Consider the following 20,419-nt stretch of genomic DNA (forward strand, 5'->3'; position numbering starts at 1 on the left):
GATCCGGTGAGGGGATTTTGTCTTTGGCGAAATCCCCTTATTTCGTTTTCTCTATGCCGCCCGCTGGCTTTTGAAGGATCTTCATGAAGGTTGCCCTTCTTCAACACACCCCCGAGCCCGAGCTCACCGTCGCCTTGGCCGCCCGGCTCTGCTATTCCAAGATCGACATTGGCGCCTTGAAAGAAAAACTCACCGGCGCCGACATCAAGAATTTCCTCGACAAGATCATGTCGCTCGGGCATCAGTCCGTGCTGGAACACGCCTCCTTCACCTTCGGGATCGAAGGGATTTCGCGGGTGACCAGCCACCAGCTGGTGCGCCACCGGGTCGCATCCTACTCCCAGCAGTCCCAGCGCTACGTCTCCCACACGGAACGCTTCGGCGTGGTCACTCCCCCGTCGATCGCGGAGAACCCGGAGCACCTCGCCCGCTTCGAGGCCCAGGTGGCGGCGCTGCACGCGGCGTATGCCGAGCTGGTGGAGGCGGGAGTGCCGGCCGAGGACGCCCGCTATCTTCTGCCCAACGCGACCGAGACCAAGATCCTGGTCACCATGAACGCCCGCGAGCTCTTGCACTTCTTCGGCGTCCGCTGCTGCGAGCGTGCCCAGTGGGAGATCCGGGCCATGGCGATCGAGATGCTCAGACTGGTCCGCCCGGTTGCTCCCACCATCTTCGGCCAGGCCGGCCCCGGCTGCCTCGCCGGTCCCTGCCCCGAGGGGAGCATGTGCTGCGGCAAACAGAAGGAAGTCCGGGCGTTCTTCAAGGAGTTGTAGGTTTCCCCACCCTCGCTCTGGCACGCGTACGGCCGGCCAGGTATGAAAGGGGACAGGCCCCTGCGGAGCCAGTCACCCGGTGGAATTGCCGGTACGTAGCAGGACCCGAAGTGCTGCCGGTTACGGCGGCGCTTCACATGAGGTAATCAATGAGCAAGATCAACATCGGTGGACAGGCGGTTTTGGAAGGGGTCATGATGCGGGCGCCCCGCTCGCTGGCCATAGCGGTCCGGCGGCCGGATGGCGAGATCTCGGTCAAGAGCGAGACGGTCGTTCCGCTCTCCGAGCGTTTCCCCATCACCAAGCTCCCTATCGTAAGGGGGGCGGTGGCCCTTTTCTCCTCGCTTATCACCGGCATCAAGGCACTTAACTTCTCCGCCAACGAGGCGCTCCCCGAAGAAGAGGGGAAAAAGGAAGAGCTCTCCGGCTGGGCCATCGGCGGCACCATGGCCTTCGCCTTCGGGTTCGGCATCCTCCTTTTCTTCATCATGCCGCTCTATCTCACCAAGTTGATGGTCCCGGTGATCGGCGGCTCCAACATCGCTTTCAACCTGGTCGACGGCGTGATCAGGGTGGCGGTCTTCCTCGTCTACATCATCTCCATCTCCCGGATGAAGGACATCCAGCGGGTCTTCCAGTACCACGGGGCGGAGCACAAGTCGATCTTCACCTTCGAGGCCGGCGAGGAGCTGACGGTCGAAAATGTGAAGAAATACAGCTGCCTGCATCCCCGCTGCGGCACGAGTTTTCTCCTGATCGTCATGCTGGTGAGCATCCTGGTCTTCTCGCTGATCCCCAAGCTGTGGCCCTTCTACTTCAAGGCGGGCGCGAGGATCGTCCTGCTTCCCATGATCGCCGGGCTCTCCTACGAGGTCCTGAAATGGACCGCCAAGCGCGAAAACAACCCCTTCGTGCGGATGTTGATCGCTCCGGGGCTCGCCTTGCAGCGGCTGACCACCCGCGAACCGGACGATAGCCAGATCGAAGTGGCCATCAAGTCCATGCAGGTGGCCCTGGATATCAACGGCGGCCACAAGGATGACCGCCTGGTCGTCTAAATATTCCCCTGAGGTTTATAAATGTTTGAAAAGATAGCCGAACTGGAAAGACGTTATGAGGAACTGGAGTCGCTCCTCGCGGATCCCGAGGTGTTGGCGAACCAGACCGAGTTCAGGCGCCTCTCCAAGGAGCATTCGGGCCTTTCCGAACTGGTCGCCGCCTACCGTGAGTACAAGAAGCTCCTCTCCGATATGGAGGACAACCGCGAGCTCATGAAGGAACCGGACCAGGAGATGCGCGAGATGGCCGAGGCCGAGCTTGAGAGCCTCGAGAAGCGCCGCGTGGAGCTGGATGCCGAGATCAAGGTGCTCCTCCTTCCCAAGGACCCCAACGACGACAAGAGCGTCGTGCTGGAGATCCGCGCCGGCACCGGCGGTGACGAGTCCGCCCTTTTCGCCGGCGATCTTTTCCGCATGTACACCCGCTATGCCGAGACCAACCGCTGGCGTGTCGAGATCATCTCTGCCTCCGAATCGGAGAAGGGGGGCTTCAAAGAGGTCGTGGCGCTCATCGAAGGCGCCGGCGTCTTCGCCAAGCTGAAGTACGAGTCCGGCACCCATCGAGTCCAGCGCGTCCCCGAGACCGAGGCCCAAGGCCGCATCCACACCTCTGCCTGCACCGTCGCCGTGCTTCCCGAAGCCGAGGACGTCGACATCGACATCAATCCCGTCGACCTCAAGATCGATGTTTACCGCTCCTCCGGCGCGGGCGGGCAGCACGTCAACACCACCGACTCCGCAGTCAGGATCACCCATATCCCAACCGGCACCGTGGTCGCCTGCCAGGAAGAGCGTAGCCAGATCAAGAACCGCGCGAAGGCAATGAAGGTCCTCAAGTCGAGGATCCTCGACTCGATCCAGATGGAGGCCAACGCCAGGATGGCCGCCGACCGCAAGAGCCAGGTGGGGAGCGGGGACCGCAGCGAGCGTATCCGGACCTACAACTTCCCGCAGGGGAGGATGACCGACCATCGGATCGGCCTGACCCTGTACCGTCTCGATGCCATCATGGCCGGGGACATCGCCGAGATCACCGATTCCCTGAGGACCCACTACCAGATGGAGGCCCTCCAGGCCCAGAGCGAAGGGATGTAACTCCCCTCTATGACCACGCAGCGGGAAACATGGGACGTCCTCAAAGTCCTCAACTGGACCAAGGGGTACCTCGCCGAAAAAGGGGTGGAAAACCCGAGGCTGGAGGCGGAGTGGATGCTCTGCGAAGCCCTCTCCCTGGACCGCGTGGGGCTCTATCTCAATTTCGACAAGCCGCTCAGCGATGCCGAGCTGGCCTCCTACCGGGGGCTGGTGGCCCGGCGGGGCAAGCGCGAGCCGCTGCAGTACATCCTCGGGACTCAGGAGTTCATGGGGCTCGACTACCGGGTGACCCCGGCGGTGCTGATCCCCCGGCACGACACCGCGGTGCTGGTCACCGAGGCGATCATGCGGGCGGCCCAGGTCCGGAGCATCCTCGACATCGGGACCGGCAGCGGTTGCGTGGCGATCGCCCTGGCCAAGGCGCTTCCCGAGGTGGAAGTCTCCACGGTCGATGTTTCTCCGGAAGCCATCGAGGTGGCCCGCGGCAATGCCGAGAGGAACGAGGCGAGGGTGATCTTTTTCAAGGGATCGCTTTTTGAGCCGGTCGCGGGCCGGGAATTTGACATGATCGTCTCCAACCCGCCGTACATTCCGGCTGGCGACATCGCCGGCCTTCAGCAGGAGGTGCGGGGCTTCGAGCCGGTCGGCGCCCTCGACGGCGGGGCCGATGGACTCGACTTCTACCGATCCATCACCTCCCAGGCCTCCGGCCATCTCAATCCGGGCGGTTGGCTGTTGTTCGAGGTGGGAGCGGGGCAGGCACCCCAGGTGCTGGGGCTCCTTAAGCATTACGGCTTCACCGAAGAGACTTTCACCCAGACCGACCCCGCCGGCATCGAGCGGGTGGTCGGCGGCCGCCTGGCAAAGAGCTAGCTAGTGTGAACTCCCCCTTTGAAAAAGGGGGAGTTAAAAAAAACAAAGAGTTCCCGCTCCGCAAGGACGCGGGCGAAACCAGAAAAACAAAAGAGGTACTAGTGGACAAACTGGTCATTCACGGCGGTAAGAAGCTCTCCGGCGAGGTAACCGTCAGCGGTTCCAAGAATGCTGCCCTTCCGATATTCGTCTCCACCATTCTCGCTCCCGGCTGCACCGAAATCAGTAACGTCCCCTTCCTGAGGGACATCAACACCACCATCAAGGTGCTCGAGCAGTTGGGTGCAACCGTCGAGGGGCGTGGCAACATCGTCAAGATCGATACCACCAACCTCAACAGTTTCGAAGCCACCTACGATCTCGTACGCACCATGCGCGCCTCCGTGCTGGTGCTCGGACCGCTCCTCGCCCGTTTCGGCCAGGCCCGCGTTTCCCTTCCCGGTGGCTGCGCCATCGGTGCCCGTCCGATCAACCTGCACCTGAAGGGGCTTGCCGCGCTGGGTGCCGAGATCACGCTGGAGCACGGCTACGTCGAGGCCAAGGCCAAGCGTCTCAAGGGTGCCCGGATCAATTTCGACATCTCCACCGTCGGGGGCACCGAGCAGCTGCTGATGGCCGCCGCCACCGCCAAGGGGGAGACTATCCTCGAGAACGCCGCCCGCGAGCCTGAGATCGTCGACCTCGCCGACATCCTCACCTCCATGGGCGCCAAGATCGACGGCGCTGGGACCGATACCGTCCGGATCCAGGGTGTCGACGAGCTGTCCGCCACCAGCCACACCGTCATGCCGGACCGCATCGAGGCCGGGACCTTCATGATCGCCTCCGCCATCACCGGCGGCGATATCAAGATCCACAATATGCGCCTCGAGCACCTGGACGCCCTGACCTTCAAGCTCCAAGACGTTGGCGTCGAAATCACCAACAAGGACGGCGTGGTGCGAGTCAAAGGGCCCAAGAAGCTCAAGAGCGTCAACATCAAGACCCGTCCGTACCCCGGCTTCCCGACCGACATGCAGGCCCAGTTTATGGCCCTCATGTGCCTCGCCGAAGGCGCCAGCGTGATCTCGGAGAACATCTTCGAGAACCGCTTTATGCACGTCTCGGAGCTTTTACGTTTCGGGGCGGATATCACCATCGAGGGGAACAGCGCCACGGTGAAGGGTGTCAAAAAGCTGTCCGGCGCGCCGGTTATGGCCACCGACCTCCGCGCCTCCGCGTCGCTGATCCTGGCCGCGCTGGCCGCCGACAACACCAGCGAGATCTCCCGCATCTACCACCTCGACCGCGGCTACGAGTCGATCGAGAAGAAGCTCGCCGGCCTTGGTGCCGACATCCAGCGCGTGGTGGACAACAACCAGATTTAGCAGAGGCCTTTCTCTGAAAGTCCTCCTTGTTAAAGGGGGATTTTAGGGGGATTTGCATTTTTATTGGCTGTCCCCTCAGCAGGTTGAACAAAGGCAAATCCCCCCCCGCCCCCCTTTAACAAGGGGGGAGTCCAAGAGGTATTTGAAATGACCGATTACGTTACCATTGCCATACCGAAAGGCCGGATCCTCCAGGACTCCGTCGCCCTCTTCAAGAAGATCGGGATCGACTGTGAGGAGCTCCTCTCCGATACCCGCAAGCTCGTCTTCGTGAACGAAGAGCAGAAGATGCGCTACATGATCGTGCGCGCGACCGACGTGCCGACCTACGTCGAGTACGGCTGCGCCGACCTCGGCATCGTGGGCAAGGATACCCTCATGGAGGCCGAGAAGGATCTCTACGAGCCGCTCGATCTCAAGTTCGGGTACTGCCGCCTGATGGTGGCCGAGCCCGTCGAGCTCTCCCACAAAGACGACCCGTCTGCCTGGAACAACATCAGGATCGCCACCAAGTATCCCAACGTGACGGAGAAGTACTTCGCCTCCAAGGGGATCCAGGTCGAGATCATCAAGTTGTACGGCTCCATCGAGCTGGCCCCGCTGGTCGGGCTCTCCGAGCGGATCGTCGACCTCGTCTCCACCGGCGAGACGCTGAAGCAGAACGGCCTGGTCGAGGTGGAGCACATCGCCGAGATCACCTGCCGCCTGATCGTTAACCGCGCCAGCCTTAAAACCAAGCACGACCGGATCTCCAAGATCATCGAAGGACTGGAACAGCACATCTAACATCCTGAGAGGTTTCAGATGCAATTCCTTGATATACGAGAAGCGGATTTTCAGGCGAAGTTCGATGCCATTGTTGAGCGTGGGGAGGAGTCGGGACGCGAGGTAGAGGAAGTCGTCCTTGGCATCATCGCGGACGTGCGCAAGCGCGGGGACGAGGCGCTGCTCGATTACACCAAGCGCTTCGACCGTCTTGAGTGCGAAGCCGCCTCCGGGCTGGAGGTCACCGCCGCCGAGTTCGACAAGGCTTTTGCCGAGCTGGACCAGCAGGACCTGGCCGCCCTCAAGCTCGCGGTCGAGCGCGTGGGGCGCTTCCACGAGAAGCAGAAGCAGCAGACCTGGATCTCCACCGAGGAGCCGGACATCATGCTGGGTCAGAAGGTGACCCCGCTCGCCAAGGTCGGCATCTACGTCCCCGGCGGAAAGGCCTGCTATCCCTCCAGCGTGATCATGAACGCGGTCCCGGCCAAGGTCGCCGGCGTCGGCGAGATCATCATGGTGGTCCCCGCCCCGGGCGGCGAGCTGAACGCCCACGTCATGGTGGCGGCCAAGCTCTCCGGCGTGGACCGCGTCTTCAAGATCGGCGGCGCCCAGGCCGTTGCCGCGCTTGCCTACGGCACCGCGACCGTCCCCCGCGTCGATAAGATCACCGGCCCGGGCAACATCTACGTCGCCACCGCGAAGAAACTGGTCTTCGGCCAGGTCGGCATCGACATGATCGCCGGACCGAGCGAGATCCTGGTCATCAACGACGGCACCGGGAACCCCACCCACATCGCCGCCGACCTCCTCTCCCAAGCCGAGCACGACGAGCTTGCCTCTTCCGTCCTGATCACCACCGACCGCTCCTTCGGCGAGAAGGTGGCTGCCGAAGTGGAGCGCCAACTGAAGGAACTTTCCCGCGAGAAGATCGCCAGGAAGTCATGGGAATCCTTCGGCGTCATCATCGCTGCCGGCAACCTCGAGGAGGCCATCGCCTTCTCCAACCGTATCGCTCCCGAGCACCTGGAACTGGCGGTGGAGAATCCCTTCGAGATCCTCCCGCTCATTACCAACGCGGGCGCCATCTTCATGGGGCACTACACCCCCGAAGCCGCGGGCGACTACCTGGCCGGCCCGAACCATACCCTGCCGACCGGCGGCACCGCCCGTTTCTTCTCCCCGCTTTCGGTCGACGATTTCGTTAAGAAGAGCTCCATCGTCCACTTCACCAAGGGGGGGATCCAGCGTTTAGGCCGCGATATCGTCAGGATCGCGGAGCTGGAAGGTCTCGAAGCCCACGGCAAATCGGTCAGCGTCCGCCTCGACTGAGCGGGCTCATTCATTGTTCTGCACTGAATAATCAAGGAGGAGGCGTCATGGCAAGATCGGCAACCATCGAGCGGATCACCAAGGAAACCCAAATCAAGCTCTCCCTGGAAATCGACGGCAAGGGCGAGTCGCAGATCTGCACCTCCGTTCCGTTCCTCGATCACATGCTGGACCTGTTCGCCCGCCACGGCCTGTTCGACCTGAAGGTCGAGGCCCACGGCGACATCGATATCGACTTCCACCACACCGTCGAGGATATCGGCATCGTACTCGGCACCGCCTTCAAGGAGGCGTTGGGAGACAAGAGCGGCATCCGCCGCTACGGCCATGCCGTGGTCCCCATGGACGAGACGCTGGCCAACGTAACGACCGACCTTTCCGGGCGGCCGTACTTGGTCTACAACGTCCCCCTGCCCAAGGTGAAGCTGGGCGATTTCGACGTCGAACTGGTCTGCGAGTTCTTCCAGGGTTTCGTCAACCACTGCGGCGCCAATCTCCACGTGAACCTCTCCTACGGCAGTAACGTACACCACATCATCGAGGCCTGCTTCAAGGCGGCCGCCCGTGCGCTCGATCAGGCGACCCAGGTCGATCCCCGCATCGAAGGTGTGATGTCGACCAAGGGGAAACTCTAGCGACGCGGCAGGCAGGCTGATCAGGCCCTGCTTCCGATAAGGACCATTACCAATGATTGCGATTATCGATTACGGCATGGGGAACCTCCGCTCCGTGCAAAAGGGCTTTGAGAAAGTAGGCTTCGAGGCGGTAGTAACCTCCGATCCCAAGGTGCTCCTCGACGCTGAGCGCGTGGTGCTCCCGGGCGTCGGCGCCTTCCGCGACTGCATCCGTAACCTGGAAGAAGGCGGCTTCATCGATCCCATCTTCAAGGTGATCCAGGCGGGCAAGCCGTTTCTCGGTATCTGTCTTGGTCTCCAGCTCCTTTTCACCGAGAGCGAGGAGTTCGGCATCCACAAAGGCCTCAACATCATCCCCGGCAAAGTACACCGATTCCCGGAAGGGATGGAAGAGGCAGACGAGGCTCTCAAGGTTCCCCACATGGGATGGAATCAGATTTCGATGAAGAAGGACTCCCCTCTTTTCACCGGAATCGCCGATGGTTCCAACGTTTACTTCGTGCACTCCTACTACGTGAAGCCGGAGGACGGTAGTGTCGTCGCCTCCACCACCAGGTACGGGATCGACTTCTGCTCCTCCATCTGGAAGGACAACGTGGTGGCCACCCAATTCCACCCGGAGAAGTCGCAGGAGAAAGGGCTGGCGATGCTGAAGAACTTCGCCACCATGAAGTAGCTCACTCGACCTTTCTGTTAATTCAATGTCCTTGGAGTTGAAATGATCGTCATACCCGCAATTGATCTGAAAAACGGCTGCTGCGTCCGGTTGGAGCAGGGGCTCATGGACCGCGACACGGTGTTCAACGACGACCCCGGTGCCCAGGCTGCCGAGTGGCAGCGGCAGGGTGGCGAGATCCTCCACATCGTCGACCTGGACGGAGCCTTCGCCGGGGAGCCGAAGAACCGCTCGGCCATCGAGTCCATCGTCAAGTCGGTCACCATCCCGACCCAGCTCGGCGGCGGGATCAGGGACATCCAGACCGTCGAAGCCTACCTCTCCCTCGGGATCGGCCGCGTCATCATCGGCACCGCCGCGCAGAGGAACCCGGATTTCGTGAAAGAAGCCTGCGCCAAGTTCCCCGGCAAGATAGTGGTCGGCATCGACGCCAAGGACGGGATGGTCGCGGTCCAGGGGTGGGCTGAAGTCACCGGCGTCACCGCCACCGAGCTCGCCAAGAAGTTCGAAGGGTATGGAGTCTCGGCCATCATCTACACCGACATCAGCCGCGACGGCATGATGCAGGGGCCGAACATCCAGGCCACCAAGGCGCTCGCCGAAGCCATCTCCATCCCGGTCATCGCCTCCGGCGGGCTCTCCTCGCTGAAGGACATCGAGAACCTGATGGCCATCGAAGCATCCGGGGTCACCGGCGTCATCACCGGCAAGGCCATCTACTCGGGAGCAATCAAACTCTCGGAGGCTATCGCACTTACCAAGCGCGGGGCGTAAAATCCCCGCCGGGGGTGTGGTCGACTCGGCGCGTAGGTTGCGTTGAACGGCTTCATCGTGAAACGCAACGATTACCATTACTGCTGGAACCGCCGCGTTTCGTTCCTCAACGCGGCCTACTCCGGCTAAAACCGGCTGAACCCATCTCGTCTGGTGGGTAGGAACGGAGATCACAGTGCTTACTAAGAGAATTATTCCCTGCCTTGATGTGAAGGGTGGGCGGGTTGTGAAAGGGGTCCAGTTCCTGGGCCTGCGCGACGCCGGCGATCCGGTCGAGATCGCCGAACTCTACGACAGCCAGGGGGCCGACGAGCTTACCTTCCTCGACATCACCGCTTCCTCCGACGAGCGCGACATCATCATCGACGTCGTCCGCCGCACCGCCGAGCGCGTCTTCATGCCGCTTACCGTGGGCGGGGGCGTCCGGGTGGTCGAGGATATCAGGCGGCTTCTGAATGCGGGGGCCGACAAGGTCTCCATCAATACCGCCGCGGTCAACCGTCCCGAGTTCGTCAACGAGGCGGCCGAGAAGTTCGGCTCCCAATGCACCGTTGTCGCCATCGACGCCCGCAGCCGCGAAGGCGGCGGCTGGGAAGTCTATACCCACGGCGGCCGTCGTCCGACCGGGCTCGACGTCATCGAGTGGGCCTGCCGGATGGAGGCCATGGGGGCGGGCGAGATTCTTTTGACCAGCATGGATCGTGACGGCACCAAGGACGGCTACGATCTTCCCCTCACCCGTGCGGTCGTCGACGCCGTGAGCATTCCCGTTATCGCCTCCGGCGGTGTCGGCGGGCTCTCCCATCTTTACGACGGCTTCACCGCTGCCGGTGCCAGCGCCTGCCTCGCCGCCTCCATCTTCCACTACCGCGAGCACACCATCCAGGAAGCCAAGGAGTATCTGCGGGACAGAGGCGTAGCCGTCAGGCTTTAGCTTTAAGGGGACTGGCTCCTCGCAGAGGTGCCTGTCCCCCTTCTTTTCGCCTTTCAGGTGTGGTTTTACCCAAAAAAAGCCTTAGATTTATCCGCGTAAATCCGCTCAATCCGCGTCATCCGCGTTCCATTAGCTTTTAGATTGTTTTTCCAGGAGTCATCGATGGATCACCAGAACAACGACATCATCGCCGCCGTCTACCGCGTCATCCAGGAGCGTAAGGCCAGCCCTTCCGAGAAATCCTATACTGCGAGCCTGATGGCCAAGGGGATCGACAAGATCCTCAAGAAGGTGGGCGAAGAGGCGACCGAGGTGGTCATCGCCGGCAAAGGCGGCAAGCGGGAAGAGATCGTGTACGAGACTGCCGACCTCATCTTCCACAACCTGGTGCTCCTCGGCTACTATGATATCGATCCGGAAGAGGTATACGCGGAGCTTCGCCGCCGGTTCGGGATCTCCGGTATTGAGGAGAAAAACTCCCGGGTTGAGTAGTATTAGCACTGAGAAATATCTTGACAGTCCTTGCGGATTTGATATAGTGCTTGTTCCTTGACGAATGTCTGCCGGCCGGATCTACCCACGAAAGTAGTAAATCTAGAAAGAGAAGGGGGGGGAATATGGATGCCGGGAGTAAAGGTAAAAGAAGCTGAGCCGTTTGAGCTTGCTCTTAAAAAGTTCAAAAAACAGTGCGAAAAAGCGGGGATTCTTTCTGAAGTCCGCAAAAGAGAGCACTACGAAAAGCCCAGTATCAAGAAAAAGAAAAAGGCCATCGCTGCTCGCAAGCGCGCGCTGAAGAAACAGCGGAAAATGGTTGACTAAGAGGGATATATGCAGCTTCGGGAGAAACTTCAGACCGAGATGAAGGAAGCGATGAAAAGCCGCAACGCGGCCAAGCTTTCCGCCATCCGGATGGTACTCTCGGCGGTGAAGAACCGTGACATCGAGCTCCGCCGTGAGCTCAATGACGCGGAGATCACCGAAACCATTGCGACCCTCTGCAAGCAGCGCAGGGAATCCATCAAGCTCTTTAAGGAAGCAGGCAGACAGGAGCTCGTGGATAAGGAAGAGGCAGAGTTAAACCTCATGCTGACCTTCCTGCCCCAGCAGCTGACACGGGAAGAACTGGAGTCTCTGGTAACGAAGATTATTGCCGAGACTTCCGCCTCCGGAGGCAAGGACATGGGCAAGGTCATGAAGGCCTTGATGCCCCACGTCTCCGGCCGAGCGGACGGGAAGCTGGTTAGCGAAATTGTGAAGGAAAAACTCGCGTGAAACATCGTCCCCGGGTCCTCCCGGGGGCGTTGCGGGTTTCTTGAGTCATGGGTGGGGGCTGATCTAGCGATTTGCCCCTCTTTTGCTTTGTGTCAGCCGACCGGGTGTTTGCATGATCCTTCTCGATATCCTGATCTGGGTTATATTGCTCTTTTTCGTAGCAAAGGGATTCTCGAAAGGTCTCATCAGGGAAGCCTGCTCTCTCCTCGGCTTCGTCATCGGCGGCTGGGCCGCATTCAGATACTACTCAACCCTCAGCATCGGCCTGAGACACTTTATCAACCTCCCACAGAAAGTTGCGCAGCCGCTGGCGTTTCTCCTCGTCTTCCTGCTGCTCGGCCTCCTTTTCTATCTCCTCGGACACCTGCTAACCGTCTTCTTTAAGATCATGCTGCTCGGTGGCATCAATCGCGTGGGGGGAATTCTTTTCGGGTTCCTGGAAGGGGCGTTTATTCTCTGCGTGATCCTCTACCTGGGGACCCTGCAACCGGTACCGGAAAAGATCAGGAAATCGATCGCGGCCTCGAAGACCGCGCAGGCCTTCGCCACCACGGGGGCTGACATCGCGGCGGGTTGGGATCGGTCGCTTCACAAGGAACCGACACCGGCGCAAGGGGTGCGGGCCAAGTAAAGGTTTGAGACAGTGTCGATGATACCGGAGGACAAGGTCAGGGAAGTACGCGAGAGGGCTCCTATCCTGGAGGTCGTCTCCGACTACATGAGCCTGCGGAAATCCGGCGCGAATTACCAGGGGATCTGCCCCTTCCACGGGGAGAAGACGGGGTCATTCAACGTCAACCCCGCCCGGGGGATCTTCCACTGCTTCGGCTGCGGCGTGGGAGGGAACTCGGTCGATTTCATCATGCGGATCGAGTCGCTGAGCTTTCCCGAGGCGGTCAAGTTCCTGGCCAAACGGGTGGGAGTCGACATCCCGGAGCGCCCCCTCACCCGCGATGAGAAGCGCAAGATCGACGAGAAGGAACAGCTGTACCAGGTCAACCAGCTCGCCTGCGAGTTTTACCGCCGCGTGCTGGAGACCGAAGAAGCGGGGGCCGCAGGGAGAAGTTACCTGCAGCGCCGCCTGGTGGACAAGGATACCGCCGCCACCTACCGGATGGGGTTCGCCCCCGCGGGGTGGGACAACCTGGCCAAGTTCCTCCAGCGAAAGGGGATCGCGCCCGAGCAGGCCGAGAAGCTGGGACTCTTGAGGAAGCGGGACGGCGGAGGGTACTACGACACTTTCCGGAACCGGCTCCTTTTCACCATCGCCGATCTCCACGGCGATCCGATCGGGTTCGGCGGGCGGGTGATGGACGACTCGCTCCCCAAGTACATCAACTCCCCGGAGTCGCTCATCTACCGCAAGAGCGAGGTGCTCTTCGGGCTAGACCTGGCGAAAAAGGGGATGCGGGAGCGCGGCAGCGCCATCATCGTGGAGGGGTATTTCGACCACCTGGCCCTCTACCGCGCCGGCTACACCAACGTGCTCGCCACCTGCGGCACCGCGCTGACCCCCCAGCACCTCAAGGTTATCAGGCGTTATGCCGAAAGAGTCTTCATGCTCTTCGACGGCGACGAAGCGGGAAGAAAGGCCACCGAGAGGTCGCTGGAGCTTTTCCTCGAAGAGAGCTTCCCGGCCCGGGTGGTTGAGATGCCACAGGGAGACGACCCGGACACCTTCATTAACCGCGAAGGTAGCGAGGCGTTTGCGCCGTTTCTAGAGAAGGCGCCGCCGATCTTCGAGTTCTTCTACCGTGGCCTCGCCAAACGGATCGATACCTCCACCGTGGAAGGGAAGGTCGCCTTCGTCAACGAGGTCGCTCCCCGGCTGGCCAAGATCGCCGATCCGGTCGAGCGGGACCTGTATGAGAGGGAGATCTGCCGGGCGGTTCCCGGATTGACCCCGGCCATGCTCCGGAAGAAAGGTGGAGCGACGGTAGCCGACGTGAGACCGGCACTCCGTCCGCAACCCGCGGCCCGTCCCACGGCGTCCAAGACCGAGGACGTGCTGTTGACCCTGATGGTGAAATACCCGGAAGTAGCCACCCAGGTCCGTGAGCACGGAGTGGAGAAGCTCTTTGGGCCCGCGCACCTCAAGGTGGCTCAAGGGATAGTGGCGGGAAGTGAAGCCGGCGAGCTGGACCTCACCGGGCTTTTACAAGAGCTGGAGCCGCCGGAAGAGCGGGCCCGGCTCCTCGCGTTGTTCGTCGAGGATGCCCACCTCGAGGACATGGACCCGATCAAGGCCTTCGAGCAGTGCCGCATGGCGTTGGAGCGCAGGGCGCTCAAGGGAACCAAGGAGTTAGCCAGGGAACTGGCGAGCGTGGATCCCGATTCTCCGCGGTACTTGGAGATCCTTGCCGAGCTGGAATTGTTGCGAAATAAAAAATCTAAACTACTGTAGAATTATCGATTGAAGAGATAAGCGGTTAGCGGAGCGTGTTTAATGGCCAAGAAAAGCATGGACGAAGTGAAGCAGCTCATCGACCTTGGGAAGGAAAAGGGGTTCCTCACCTATGAGGAAGTGAACGACCTCCTTCCCCCGGACATGGTGTCGTCCGACCAGATCGACGACGTGATGAGCATGTTTGGCGATATGGACATCGAGATCGTGGACTCCGCCCAGAAGGTGAAGATCCCCAAGATCAAGATGGACCTCGAGGAAGAGGAAGAGCACGAAGGGGAGCAGGACGAGGTCGAGTTTGAGCCGGGTACCCTGGGCCGCACCAGCGACCCGGTCCGCATGTACCTCCGCGAGATGGGCTCCGTCTCTCTTCTGACCCGCGAGGGAGAGGTCGAGATCGCCAAACGGATCGAGGTGGGCGAGCGTGACGTGGCAAGCGTCATCCTCAACACCCCGATCACCGTCAAAGAGGTGATCTCGCTCGGCGAGCGGCTCCGGAAACAGCAGATCGGCGCCATCGAGATCTCCAAGGACGTGGAGGAAGAGGTACTGGAAGAGGGCGAAGAGGATCTGCAGGCCCTGCGGGTACTCGGCATCATCGACGGTATCAAGGAATTCGACCAGCGGATGGAAGAGATTCAGGCCGCCCTGGAGCCGGAGAAGAATGCCTCCGCCAAGGAGCGTGAAGCCCTGCAGGCGGAACACGCCGATCTCAAGGTGCAGATGGCCGACCTCCTGAAGTCCCTGCGTCTCAAGGACCGCCACATCGAGAAGATCTCCCAGCGCCTGAAGGAGCTTTCCTGCAAGGTCGACCTGGTCATGCAGGAGAATTCCGAGCTCGAGCAGGAGACCGGGACCCAAAAGGAAACCTTCCTCTCCGCGCTGGACGCCCTCAAAGGTGCCACCGACGGCGAGTGCAGCAAGAAACTCAAGATGAGCTGCGAAGACGCCCAGAAGCTCGAGAAGGGCTACCGCGCCATCGAGAAGAAGCTCCAGAAGATCGAGCAGGAGTCCGGCTTCAAAGCGAGCGAGCTCTCCAACGCGTTGCTTGCCATCGAGGAAGGGGAGCGCAAGGCCAAGCTGGCCAAGAGCGAGCTGGTCGAGGCCAACCTCCGTCTGGTGGTCTCCATCGCAAAGAAGTACACCAACCGCGGCCTGCAGTTCCTCGACCTGATCCAGGAAGGGAACATCGGCCTCATGAAGGCGGTCGACAAGTTCGAGTACCAGCGCGGTTACAAGTTCTCGACCTACGCGACCTGGTGGATCCGGCAGGCCATCACCCGCGCCATCGCGGACCAGGCCCGCACCATCAGGATCCCGGTCCACATGATCGAGACCATCAACAAGCTGATCCGTACCAGCCGCCAGCTGGTGCAGGAGATCGGCCGCGAGCCCTCTCCGGAGGAGATCGCCGAGCGGATGGCGCTGCCGCTCGACAAGGTACGGAAGGTCCTCAAGATCGCCAAGGAGCCGATCTCCCTGGAGACCCCGATCGGCGAGGAAGAAGATTCCCACCTTGGGGATTTCATCGAGGACAAGGGGGTCGTCTCCCCGCTTGAGGCCGTCATCAAGGCCAACCTCTCCGAGCAGACCTCCCGGGTCCTTTCCACCCTCACCCCGCGTGAGGAGAAGGTCCTCAGGATGCGTTTCGGCATCGGCGAGAAGAGCGACCACACCCTCGAGGAGGTCGGTCAGGACTTCGAGGTGACCCGCGAGCGCATCCGGCAGATCGAGGCCAAGGCGCTCAGGAAGCTGCGCCACCCGAGCCGGGCCAAGAAGCTCAAGAGCTTCGTGGAATAGCCAGATAGGCCGCACCGGATAACGGCGCGGCCTTCTTTTTTAGAGTCGGGGGACTGCTCCGCAAGGTGCCTGTCCCCTTTTGCCGGTCTGAAAGAAACAAAATCCCCCCTGTCCCCCCTTCGCAAAGGGGGGGACGCTTGGTCGGCGGCATCGCGAGGTACCAGGCCCGGGAGTAGTTCCCCGCGGCAGGTTCCCTTCTCTTCAAGGGGAGGGGCAGGGTGAGGATGGTGTGGTTAGTAGATCAACGAGGTAACCAATGAAGAAGAAAGCAGTCGTTTTGTACAGCGGAGGGTTGGATTCCACCACCTGCCTGGCCATCGCCAGGGCCGAAGGCTTCGAGCCGTATGCCATCAGCTTCGCCTACGGTCAGCGCCACAGCTACGAGATGGAGGTGGCCAAGCGTAACGCCCGCCCGATGGGGGCGGCCGATCACCTGCTGGTCGAGTTCGATCTCCGCAAGATGGGCGGCAGCGCCCTTACCGCCGACATCGAGGTCCCGAAGGACGGTGTGGGCGACGACATCCCGGTGACCTACGTCCCGGCCCGGAACACCATCTTTCTCTCCTTCGCGCTTGGGTACGCCGAGACCCTCGGGGCTTACGACATCTTCATCGGCGTGAACGCCCTCGACTACTCGGGCTACCCCGACTGCCGACCCGAGTTCGTCGCCGCCTTCCAGGCCATGGCCAACCTGGCCACCAAGGCCGGTGTCGAGGGGGAGCAGATCAAGATCCACACGCCGCTCATCAGCCTCACCAAGGCCGAGATCATCCAGAAGGGGCTTTCCCTCGGGGTCGACTACGGGCTGACCCACTCCTGCTACGATCCCACCGAGGACGGCTCCTCCTGCGGTCTGTGCGACTCCTGCCGGCTGCGGCTGAAGGGGTTTGCCGAGGCCGGGGTGACCGACCCGGTCAGGTACGTAAAGCGGTAGCGCTGAAGGCGGCTACCCCATCCTCACCCTGTCCCTCCTCCTGAAGGGGAGGGGCTCCGTTGCCTGACGATACCAATTCACGCGAGTCAAGAATGCCTATCGATAAAGAAAAAGCAGGGCAGAACAGCGAAGATCAGGCGGCGCCCGGCCAGGCCGCCGGCAAGCCGCTCACCGACGTGCAGCTTTCCCGCGATACCAGGAACATTCCCATCAGCAAGGTGGGGGTGAAGGACATCTCCTATCCGATCGTGGTGATGGACAAGAATCACTCCTACCAGAGCACCGTGGCCAGGATCAACATGTACGTGGATCTCCCCCACCACTTCAAGGGGACCCACATGAGCCGCTTCGTCGAGATCCTCAACGCCTACCGGGAGCAGATCGCCCTCGACAAGATGGAGACCATCCTCGCCAAGATGAAGGAGAAGCTCGGCGCCTCCTGCGCTCACCTCGAGATGGAGTTTCCGTACTTCATCGAGAAAAAGGCGCCGGTGTCGGGAGCGAAGAGCCTGATGGAGTATACCTGCACCTTCAGCGCCTCCCTCTCCGGCACCTTCGACTTCGTGCTCGGCGTCAAGGTGCCGGTCACCTCCCTTTGCCCCTGCAGCAAAGAGCTCTCCCGCTACGGCGCCCATAACCAGCGCTCGGTCATGACGGTGCAGATCCGCTACAACGATTTCATCTGGATCGAGGATCTCATCGAACTCATCGAACAGTGCGGGTCCTCGCCTGTGTATTCGCTGTTGAAGCGCGAGGACGAGAAGTTCGTCACCGAGCGGGCCTACGAGAACCCGCGCTTTGTTGAAGATATGGTGCGCGAGGCGACCGTCAGGCTGCTATCTCTCGAGAATATCACGTGGTTTTCGGTCGAGGCCGAGAACTTCGAATCCATCCACAAGCACTCCGCCTACGCCGCCATCGAGCGCTCCAAGGGAAATTAGGAGCCTCTAGTCATAAGTTTGACTGTGGATAAAGTTGTTAGTAACTCGGAAAACTGTGGACAACGCTACAATTTCGGCCCTAATTGGTCCTCTTTAAGATAATTGACCTAATGAATCCCGTACTGGCCATTTTCGCTAAAAACCCGACCCCCGGACAGGTCAAGACGCGACTTACTCCGCCGCTCACACCCAGGCAGGCCGCCGAGCTCTACCACTGCATGCTGGTCGACACCGTGACTCGTGTGAAGGCGCTGGGAGTGGAGTCGATCATCTTCCATGACGGTGGCGCCGGCTTCTTCCGGAGTGCCTTTCCCGGGATGCGGCTGGTGCCCCAGGCCGGGGCCTGCCTCGGCACCCGTCTCGAGAACGCCTTCGACGTCATGGCGGAGCTCGGATACCGGGAGCGGGTGGTGATCGGGACCGATGCACCCGATCTCCCCCTTCCTTTCATCGGGCAGTCCTTCGAGCTTCTGGCCTCGGGTACCGGCGCCGTGTTCGGCCCGTCGGAGGATGGCGGCTACTACCTCGTGGGGATCCGGGGAGGGTACGGAACCCTCTTCAAGGAGGTTCCCTGGTCAGGGCCGCAGGTGCTCTCCACCAGCCTGGACCGCGCACAGGAGAGCGGCTTGCAAGCCGGTCTCCTCCCCTCCTGGTACGATGTCGACAGCTTCGAAGATCTGGCCCGTCCCGGCCTCACCGACCTCGCCAGCCAGGCGCCGCTCACCCGCGACTTCGTCAGGGAGTACGCAGGAGGCCGCCCCATGGCCGCCATCTCCGCCTGAAATTCCGGCCATTGACATTGCCCCCGCAGCTGTTTTCATGGTAGAAGCGACGTGAGCCCGCCAGGCTCGCCCCATTTTCCCCCGATCCAGGAACCATCCATGCCCCCATCGCCACTCAAGGTCCTCAGCGAGGTCTTCGGCTTTACCAGTTTCCGTTCCAGCCAGCAGGAGATCGTGGAAACGGTCCTCGACGGCAGGAACGTCTTCGTGCTGATGCCGACCGGCGGGGGGAAGTCCCTGTGCTATCAGATTCCCGCCCTCTGCCTCCCCGGGACCGCGCTGGTCGTTTCCCCGCTCATCTCGCTCATGAAGGACCAGGTCGACGCCCTGCGGGAGAACGGCGTGGCTGCCGCCTGCTACAACTCGGCGCTGGGAGAAGCGGAGGCCAGACGGGTGCTGGCGGAGTTTCATAGCGGCGAGCTGAAGCTCCTCTACGTCTCCCCCGAGCGGCTGGTGAGCGAAGGATTCCTGGAGAGGCTCAAGTCGGTCCAGGTATCCCTCTTCGCCATCGACGAGGCGCACTGCGTGTCCCAGTGGGGGCACGACTTCCGCCCGGAGTATGCGCAGCTTGGCCTCTTGCGCGAGGTATTCCCGCAGATCCCGGTGATCGCCCTCACCGCCACCGCCGACGCCCAGACGCGGAGCGACATCCTCTGCCGCCTCGGGCTCGAGGACGCCATCTGCTACATCGCCGGATTCGACCGGCCAAACATCCGCTACCACGTGGTAGAGAAGAGCAAGCCCTTCACCCAGCTCATGGGGTTCCTCGGAAACCGGCGGGACGAGGCGGGGATCGTGTACGCCCTGTCGCGCAAGCGCGTGGAGGAGGTGGCCAAGAAGCTGGATGCGGCGGGAATCAAGGCGGCCGCCTACCACGCCGGGCTCCCCGACAAGCAGCGCCACCGGGTCCAGGAGGAGTTTCTCAAGGACGACATCCGGGTGGTGGTCGCCACCGTCGCCTTCGGCATGGGAATCGACAAGTCCAACGTCCGCTTCGTGGTCCACTACGACATGCCGAAGAGCATCGAGAGTTACTACCAGGAGACCGGGCGTGCCGGGCGCGACGGGCTTCCTGCCGATGCGCTCCTTCTCTTCGGCTACGGCGACATCGCCATCTCCCGCTCCCTCATCGAGAGCGGCGGCAACGAGGAGCAGAACCGGATCGAGCTGCACAAGCTGAACTGCATGGCCGCCTTCGCCGAGGCCCAGACCTGCCGCCGCCGCGTCCTCTTGGGGTACTTCGGCGAGCGGCTGGAGAAGGATTGCGGCAACTGCGACATCTGCGACAGTCCACCGGAGCGCTTCGACGCCACCGAGGTGGCCCGGAAGGCACTCTCCTGCGTTTATCGGGTGGGACAGCGCTTCGGGATGGGGCACGTCATCGACGTCCTGCGGGGCTCCCAGAACCAGCGGATGATGGAACTCCACCATGACCGGCTCTCCACCTACGGGATCGGCAAGGATCTCTCCCAGGATGCCTGGTCCAACCTGATACGGCAGTTGATCCACCTGGGGTACGTGGAGCAGGACGTGGGGAACTATTCCGTGCTCAAGCTGACGGAGCGGGCGAGGCCGCTATTGCGGGGAGAGGAGCGGCTGGAGCTTGCCAAACCGCGCGACCCGCGGGTGGTGGAGAAGAAGACCAAGCCGAAAGAAACCACCTACGAGGAGTCGCTTTTCCTGGAGCTGAAGGCGCTGCGCAAGGAGATCGCCACCGAGCAGCAGGTGCCGCCCTACGTAGTCTTTGCGGACGCGACGCTGGCGGCCATGGCGGCCCAGCGGCCGGGGGGCAAGTGGGACCTGCTGCGGATCCCCGGCGTGGGGCAGCACAAGCTGGCCAAATACGGGGATGCCTTCTTAAGGGTGATCAGGGAGCACGGTGGGAATGCAGTAGAAGAGATCGGCGAGGACGCCACCGACGAATAATCTTCGGCAAACTGCCACCGATACCACCCGCTGTTGGCGGAGCGTTCCCCCCTTTGCGAAGGGGGGACAGGGGGGATTTTA

At 61.5% G+C, this 20,419-nt stretch carries 21 protein-coding genes; all 21 read left to right on the forward strand.

Annotation, left to right across the window (positions count from 1 at the left end; translation table 11 throughout):
- Positions 1–83 precede the first annotated feature (83 nt).
- Positions 84–773, forward strand: coding sequence for an FAD-dependent thymidylate synthase (gene thyX / locus L4X63_RS06335; RefSeq protein WP_250677735.1), 690 nt, complete (start codon positions 84–86; stop codon positions 771–773).
- A gap of 149 nt (positions 774–922) precedes the next feature.
- A complete protein-coding gene (locus L4X63_RS06340) occupies positions 923–1,831 on the forward strand; it encodes a DUF1385 domain-containing protein (RefSeq protein WP_250677736.1) in 909 nt (302 codons plus the stop codon).
- Between the two features lie 21 nt (positions 1,832–1,852).
- The gene (prfA, locus tag L4X63_RS06345) at positions 1,853–2,926 is read left to right on the forward strand and encodes a peptide chain release factor 1 (protein WP_250677737.1); all 1,074 of its coding nucleotides are present in this window, start codon (positions 1,853–1,855) and stop codon (positions 2,924–2,926) included.
- A gap of 9 nt (positions 2,927–2,935) precedes the next feature.
- Entirely contained in the window at positions 2,936–3,799 is an 864-nt protein-coding gene (gene prmC, locus L4X63_RS06350) for a peptide chain release factor N(5)-glutamine methyltransferase (protein WP_250677738.1), read from the forward strand.
- A gap of 101 nt (positions 3,800–3,900) precedes the next feature.
- Positions 3,901–5,166 (forward strand): UDP-N-acetylglucosamine 1-carboxyvinyltransferase, encoded by a 1,266-nt coding sequence (gene murA, locus L4X63_RS06355; RefSeq protein ID WP_250677739.1) that lies wholly within the window; start codon positions 3,901–3,903, stop codon positions 5,164–5,166.
- Positions 5,167–5,313: 147 nt separating this feature from the next.
- The gene (gene hisG, locus L4X63_RS06360; protein ID WP_250677740.1) at positions 5,314–5,952 is read left to right on the forward strand and encodes an ATP phosphoribosyltransferase; all 639 of its coding nucleotides are present in this window, start codon (positions 5,314–5,316) and stop codon (positions 5,950–5,952) included.
- An 18-nt stretch (positions 5,953–5,970) separates the two neighbouring features.
- Complete coding sequence (gene hisD / locus L4X63_RS06365) at positions 5,971–7,260, forward strand: histidinol dehydrogenase (protein ID WP_250677741.1); 1,290 nt, start codon at positions 5,971–5,973, stop codon at positions 7,258–7,260.
- A 47-nt stretch (positions 7,261–7,307) separates the two neighbouring features.
- On the forward strand, positions 7,308–7,895 hold the full coding sequence (gene hisB / locus L4X63_RS06370) for an imidazoleglycerol-phosphate dehydratase HisB (protein WP_250677742.1): 588 nt from the start codon (positions 7,308–7,310) through the stop codon (positions 7,893–7,895).
- A gap of 52 nt (positions 7,896–7,947) precedes the next feature.
- Entirely contained in the window at positions 7,948–8,571 is a 624-nt protein-coding gene (hisH, locus tag L4X63_RS06375; RefSeq protein ID WP_250677743.1) for an imidazole glycerol phosphate synthase subunit HisH, read from the forward strand.
- Positions 8,572–8,613: 42 nt separating this feature from the next.
- Positions 8,614–9,345: a 1-(5-phosphoribosyl)-5-[(5-phosphoribosylamino)methylideneamino]imidazole-4-carboxamide isomerase gene (gene hisA, locus L4X63_RS06380; protein WP_250677744.1), complete on the forward strand. Its 732-nt coding sequence runs from the start codon at positions 8,614–8,616 to the stop codon at positions 9,343–9,345.
- Between the two features lie 175 nt (positions 9,346–9,520).
- Positions 9,521–10,279 (forward strand): imidazole glycerol phosphate synthase subunit HisF, encoded by a 759-nt coding sequence (hisF, locus tag L4X63_RS06385; RefSeq protein ID WP_250677745.1) that lies wholly within the window; start codon positions 9,521–9,523, stop codon positions 10,277–10,279.
- Positions 10,280–10,441: 162 nt separating this feature from the next.
- Complete coding sequence (locus tag L4X63_RS06390; RefSeq protein ID WP_250677746.1) at positions 10,442–10,771, forward strand: phosphoribosyl-ATP diphosphatase; 330 nt, start codon at positions 10,442–10,444, stop codon at positions 10,769–10,771.
- 129 nt (positions 10,772–10,900) lie between these two features.
- Entirely contained in the window at positions 10,901–11,098 is a 198-nt protein-coding gene (rpsU, locus tag L4X63_RS06395; RefSeq protein WP_011940832.1) for a 30S ribosomal protein S21, read from the forward strand.
- Positions 11,099–11,107: 9 nt separating this feature from the next.
- Positions 11,108–11,551 carry a GatB/YqeY domain-containing protein gene (locus L4X63_RS06400; RefSeq protein WP_284694464.1) on the forward strand — a complete coding sequence of 148 codons (444 nt, stop codon included), beginning with the start codon at positions 11,108–11,110 and terminating at the stop codon, positions 11,549–11,551.
- Between the two features lie 112 nt (positions 11,552–11,663).
- Entirely contained in the window at positions 11,664–12,182 is a 519-nt protein-coding gene (locus L4X63_RS06405; RefSeq protein ID WP_250677748.1) for a CvpA family protein, read from the forward strand.
- Between the two features lie 18 nt (positions 12,183–12,200).
- Positions 12,201–13,955: a DNA primase gene (gene dnaG, locus L4X63_RS06410; protein WP_284694465.1), complete on the forward strand. Its 1,755-nt coding sequence runs from the start codon at positions 12,201–12,203 to the stop codon at positions 13,953–13,955.
- Between the two features lie 42 nt (positions 13,956–13,997).
- On the forward strand, positions 13,998–15,755 hold the full coding sequence (gene rpoD / locus L4X63_RS06415) for an RNA polymerase sigma factor RpoD (RefSeq protein WP_250677750.1): 1,758 nt from the start codon (positions 13,998–14,000) through the stop codon (positions 15,753–15,755).
- Positions 15,756–16,011: 256 nt separating this feature from the next.
- Positions 16,012–16,689 carry a 7-cyano-7-deazaguanine synthase QueC gene (gene queC / locus L4X63_RS06420; protein WP_250677751.1) on the forward strand — a complete coding sequence of 226 codons (678 nt, stop codon included), beginning with the start codon at positions 16,012–16,014 and terminating at the stop codon, positions 16,687–16,689.
- A 92-nt stretch (positions 16,690–16,781) separates the two neighbouring features.
- Positions 16,782–17,630 carry a GTP cyclohydrolase FolE2 gene (gene folE2, locus L4X63_RS06425; RefSeq protein WP_250677752.1) on the forward strand — a complete coding sequence of 283 codons (849 nt, stop codon included), beginning with the start codon at positions 16,782–16,784 and terminating at the stop codon, positions 17,628–17,630.
- A gap of 110 nt (positions 17,631–17,740) precedes the next feature.
- Positions 17,741–18,412, forward strand: coding sequence for a TIGR04282 family arsenosugar biosynthesis glycosyltransferase (locus tag L4X63_RS06430; RefSeq protein WP_250677753.1), 672 nt, complete (start codon positions 17,741–17,743; stop codon positions 18,410–18,412).
- A gap of 99 nt (positions 18,413–18,511) precedes the next feature.
- Positions 18,512–20,338 carry a DNA helicase RecQ gene (gene recQ, locus L4X63_RS06435; RefSeq protein WP_250677754.1) on the forward strand — a complete coding sequence of 609 codons (1,827 nt, stop codon included), beginning with the start codon at positions 18,512–18,514 and terminating at the stop codon, positions 20,336–20,338.
- Positions 20,339–20,419 lie beyond the last annotated feature (81 nt).

The organism is Geomonas sp. Red32, assembly GCF_023652955.1.
Taxonomy (GTDB): domain Bacteria; phylum Desulfobacterota; class Desulfuromonadia; order Geobacterales; family Geobacteraceae; genus Geomonas.

Excerpts from the sequence above, each read along its gene's own strand:
- hisA (WP_250677744.1), top strand. The coding sequence starts at position 8,614 with ATGATCGTCATACCCGCAATTGATCTGAAAAACGGCTGCTGCGTCCGG.
- thyX (WP_250677735.1), top strand. The coding sequence starts at position 84 with ATGAAGGTTGCCCTTCTTCAACACACCCCCGAGCCCGAGCTCACCGTC.
- rpoD (WP_250677750.1), top strand. The coding sequence starts at position 13,998 with ATGGCCAAGAAAAGCATGGACGAAGTGAAGCAGCTCATCGACCTTGGG.
- hisD (WP_250677741.1), top strand. The coding sequence starts at position 5,971 with ATGCAATTCCTTGATATACGAGAAGCGGATTTTCAGGCGAAGTTCGAT.
- L4X63_RS06405 (WP_250677748.1), top strand. The coding sequence starts at position 11,664 with ATGATCCTTCTCGATATCCTGATCTGGGTTATATTGCTCTTTTTCGTA.
- prmC (WP_250677738.1), top strand. The coding sequence starts at position 2,936 with ATGACCACGCAGCGGGAAACATGGGACGTCCTCAAAGTCCTCAACTGG.
- L4X63_RS06390 (WP_250677746.1), top strand. The coding sequence starts at position 10,442 with ATGGATCACCAGAACAACGACATCATCGCCGCCGTCTACCGCGTCATC.
- prfA (WP_250677737.1), top strand. The coding sequence starts at position 1,853 with ATGTTTGAAAAGATAGCCGAACTGGAAAGACGTTATGAGGAACTGGAG.
- L4X63_RS06430 (WP_250677753.1), top strand. The coding sequence starts at position 17,741 with ATGAATCCCGTACTGGCCATTTTCGCTAAAAACCCGACCCCCGGACAG.
- hisG (WP_250677740.1), top strand. The coding sequence starts at position 5,314 with ATGACCGATTACGTTACCATTGCCATACCGAAAGGCCGGATCCTCCAG.
- L4X63_RS06340 (WP_250677736.1), top strand. The coding sequence starts at position 923 with ATGAGCAAGATCAACATCGGTGGACAGGCGGTTTTGGAAGGGGTCATG.
- folE2 (WP_250677752.1), top strand. The coding sequence starts at position 16,782 with ATGCCTATCGATAAAGAAAAAGCAGGGCAGAACAGCGAAGATCAGGCG.
- dnaG (WP_284694465.1), top strand. The coding sequence starts at position 12,201 with ATGATACCGGAGGACAAGGTCAGGGAAGTACGCGAGAGGGCTCCTATC.
- rpsU (WP_011940832.1), top strand. The coding sequence starts at position 10,901 with ATGCCGGGAGTAAAGGTAAAAGAAGCTGAGCCGTTTGAGCTTGCTCTT.
- recQ (WP_250677754.1), top strand. The coding sequence starts at position 18,512 with ATGCCCCCATCGCCACTCAAGGTCCTCAGCGAGGTCTTCGGCTTTACC.
- queC (WP_250677751.1), top strand. The coding sequence starts at position 16,012 with ATGAAGAAGAAAGCAGTCGTTTTGTACAGCGGAGGGTTGGATTCCACC.
- L4X63_RS06400 (WP_284694464.1), top strand. The coding sequence starts at position 11,108 with ATGCAGCTTCGGGAGAAACTTCAGACCGAGATGAAGGAAGCGATGAAA.
- hisB (WP_250677742.1), top strand. The coding sequence starts at position 7,308 with ATGGCAAGATCGGCAACCATCGAGCGGATCACCAAGGAAACCCAAATC.
- hisH (WP_250677743.1), top strand. The coding sequence starts at position 7,948 with ATGATTGCGATTATCGATTACGGCATGGGGAACCTCCGCTCCGTGCAA.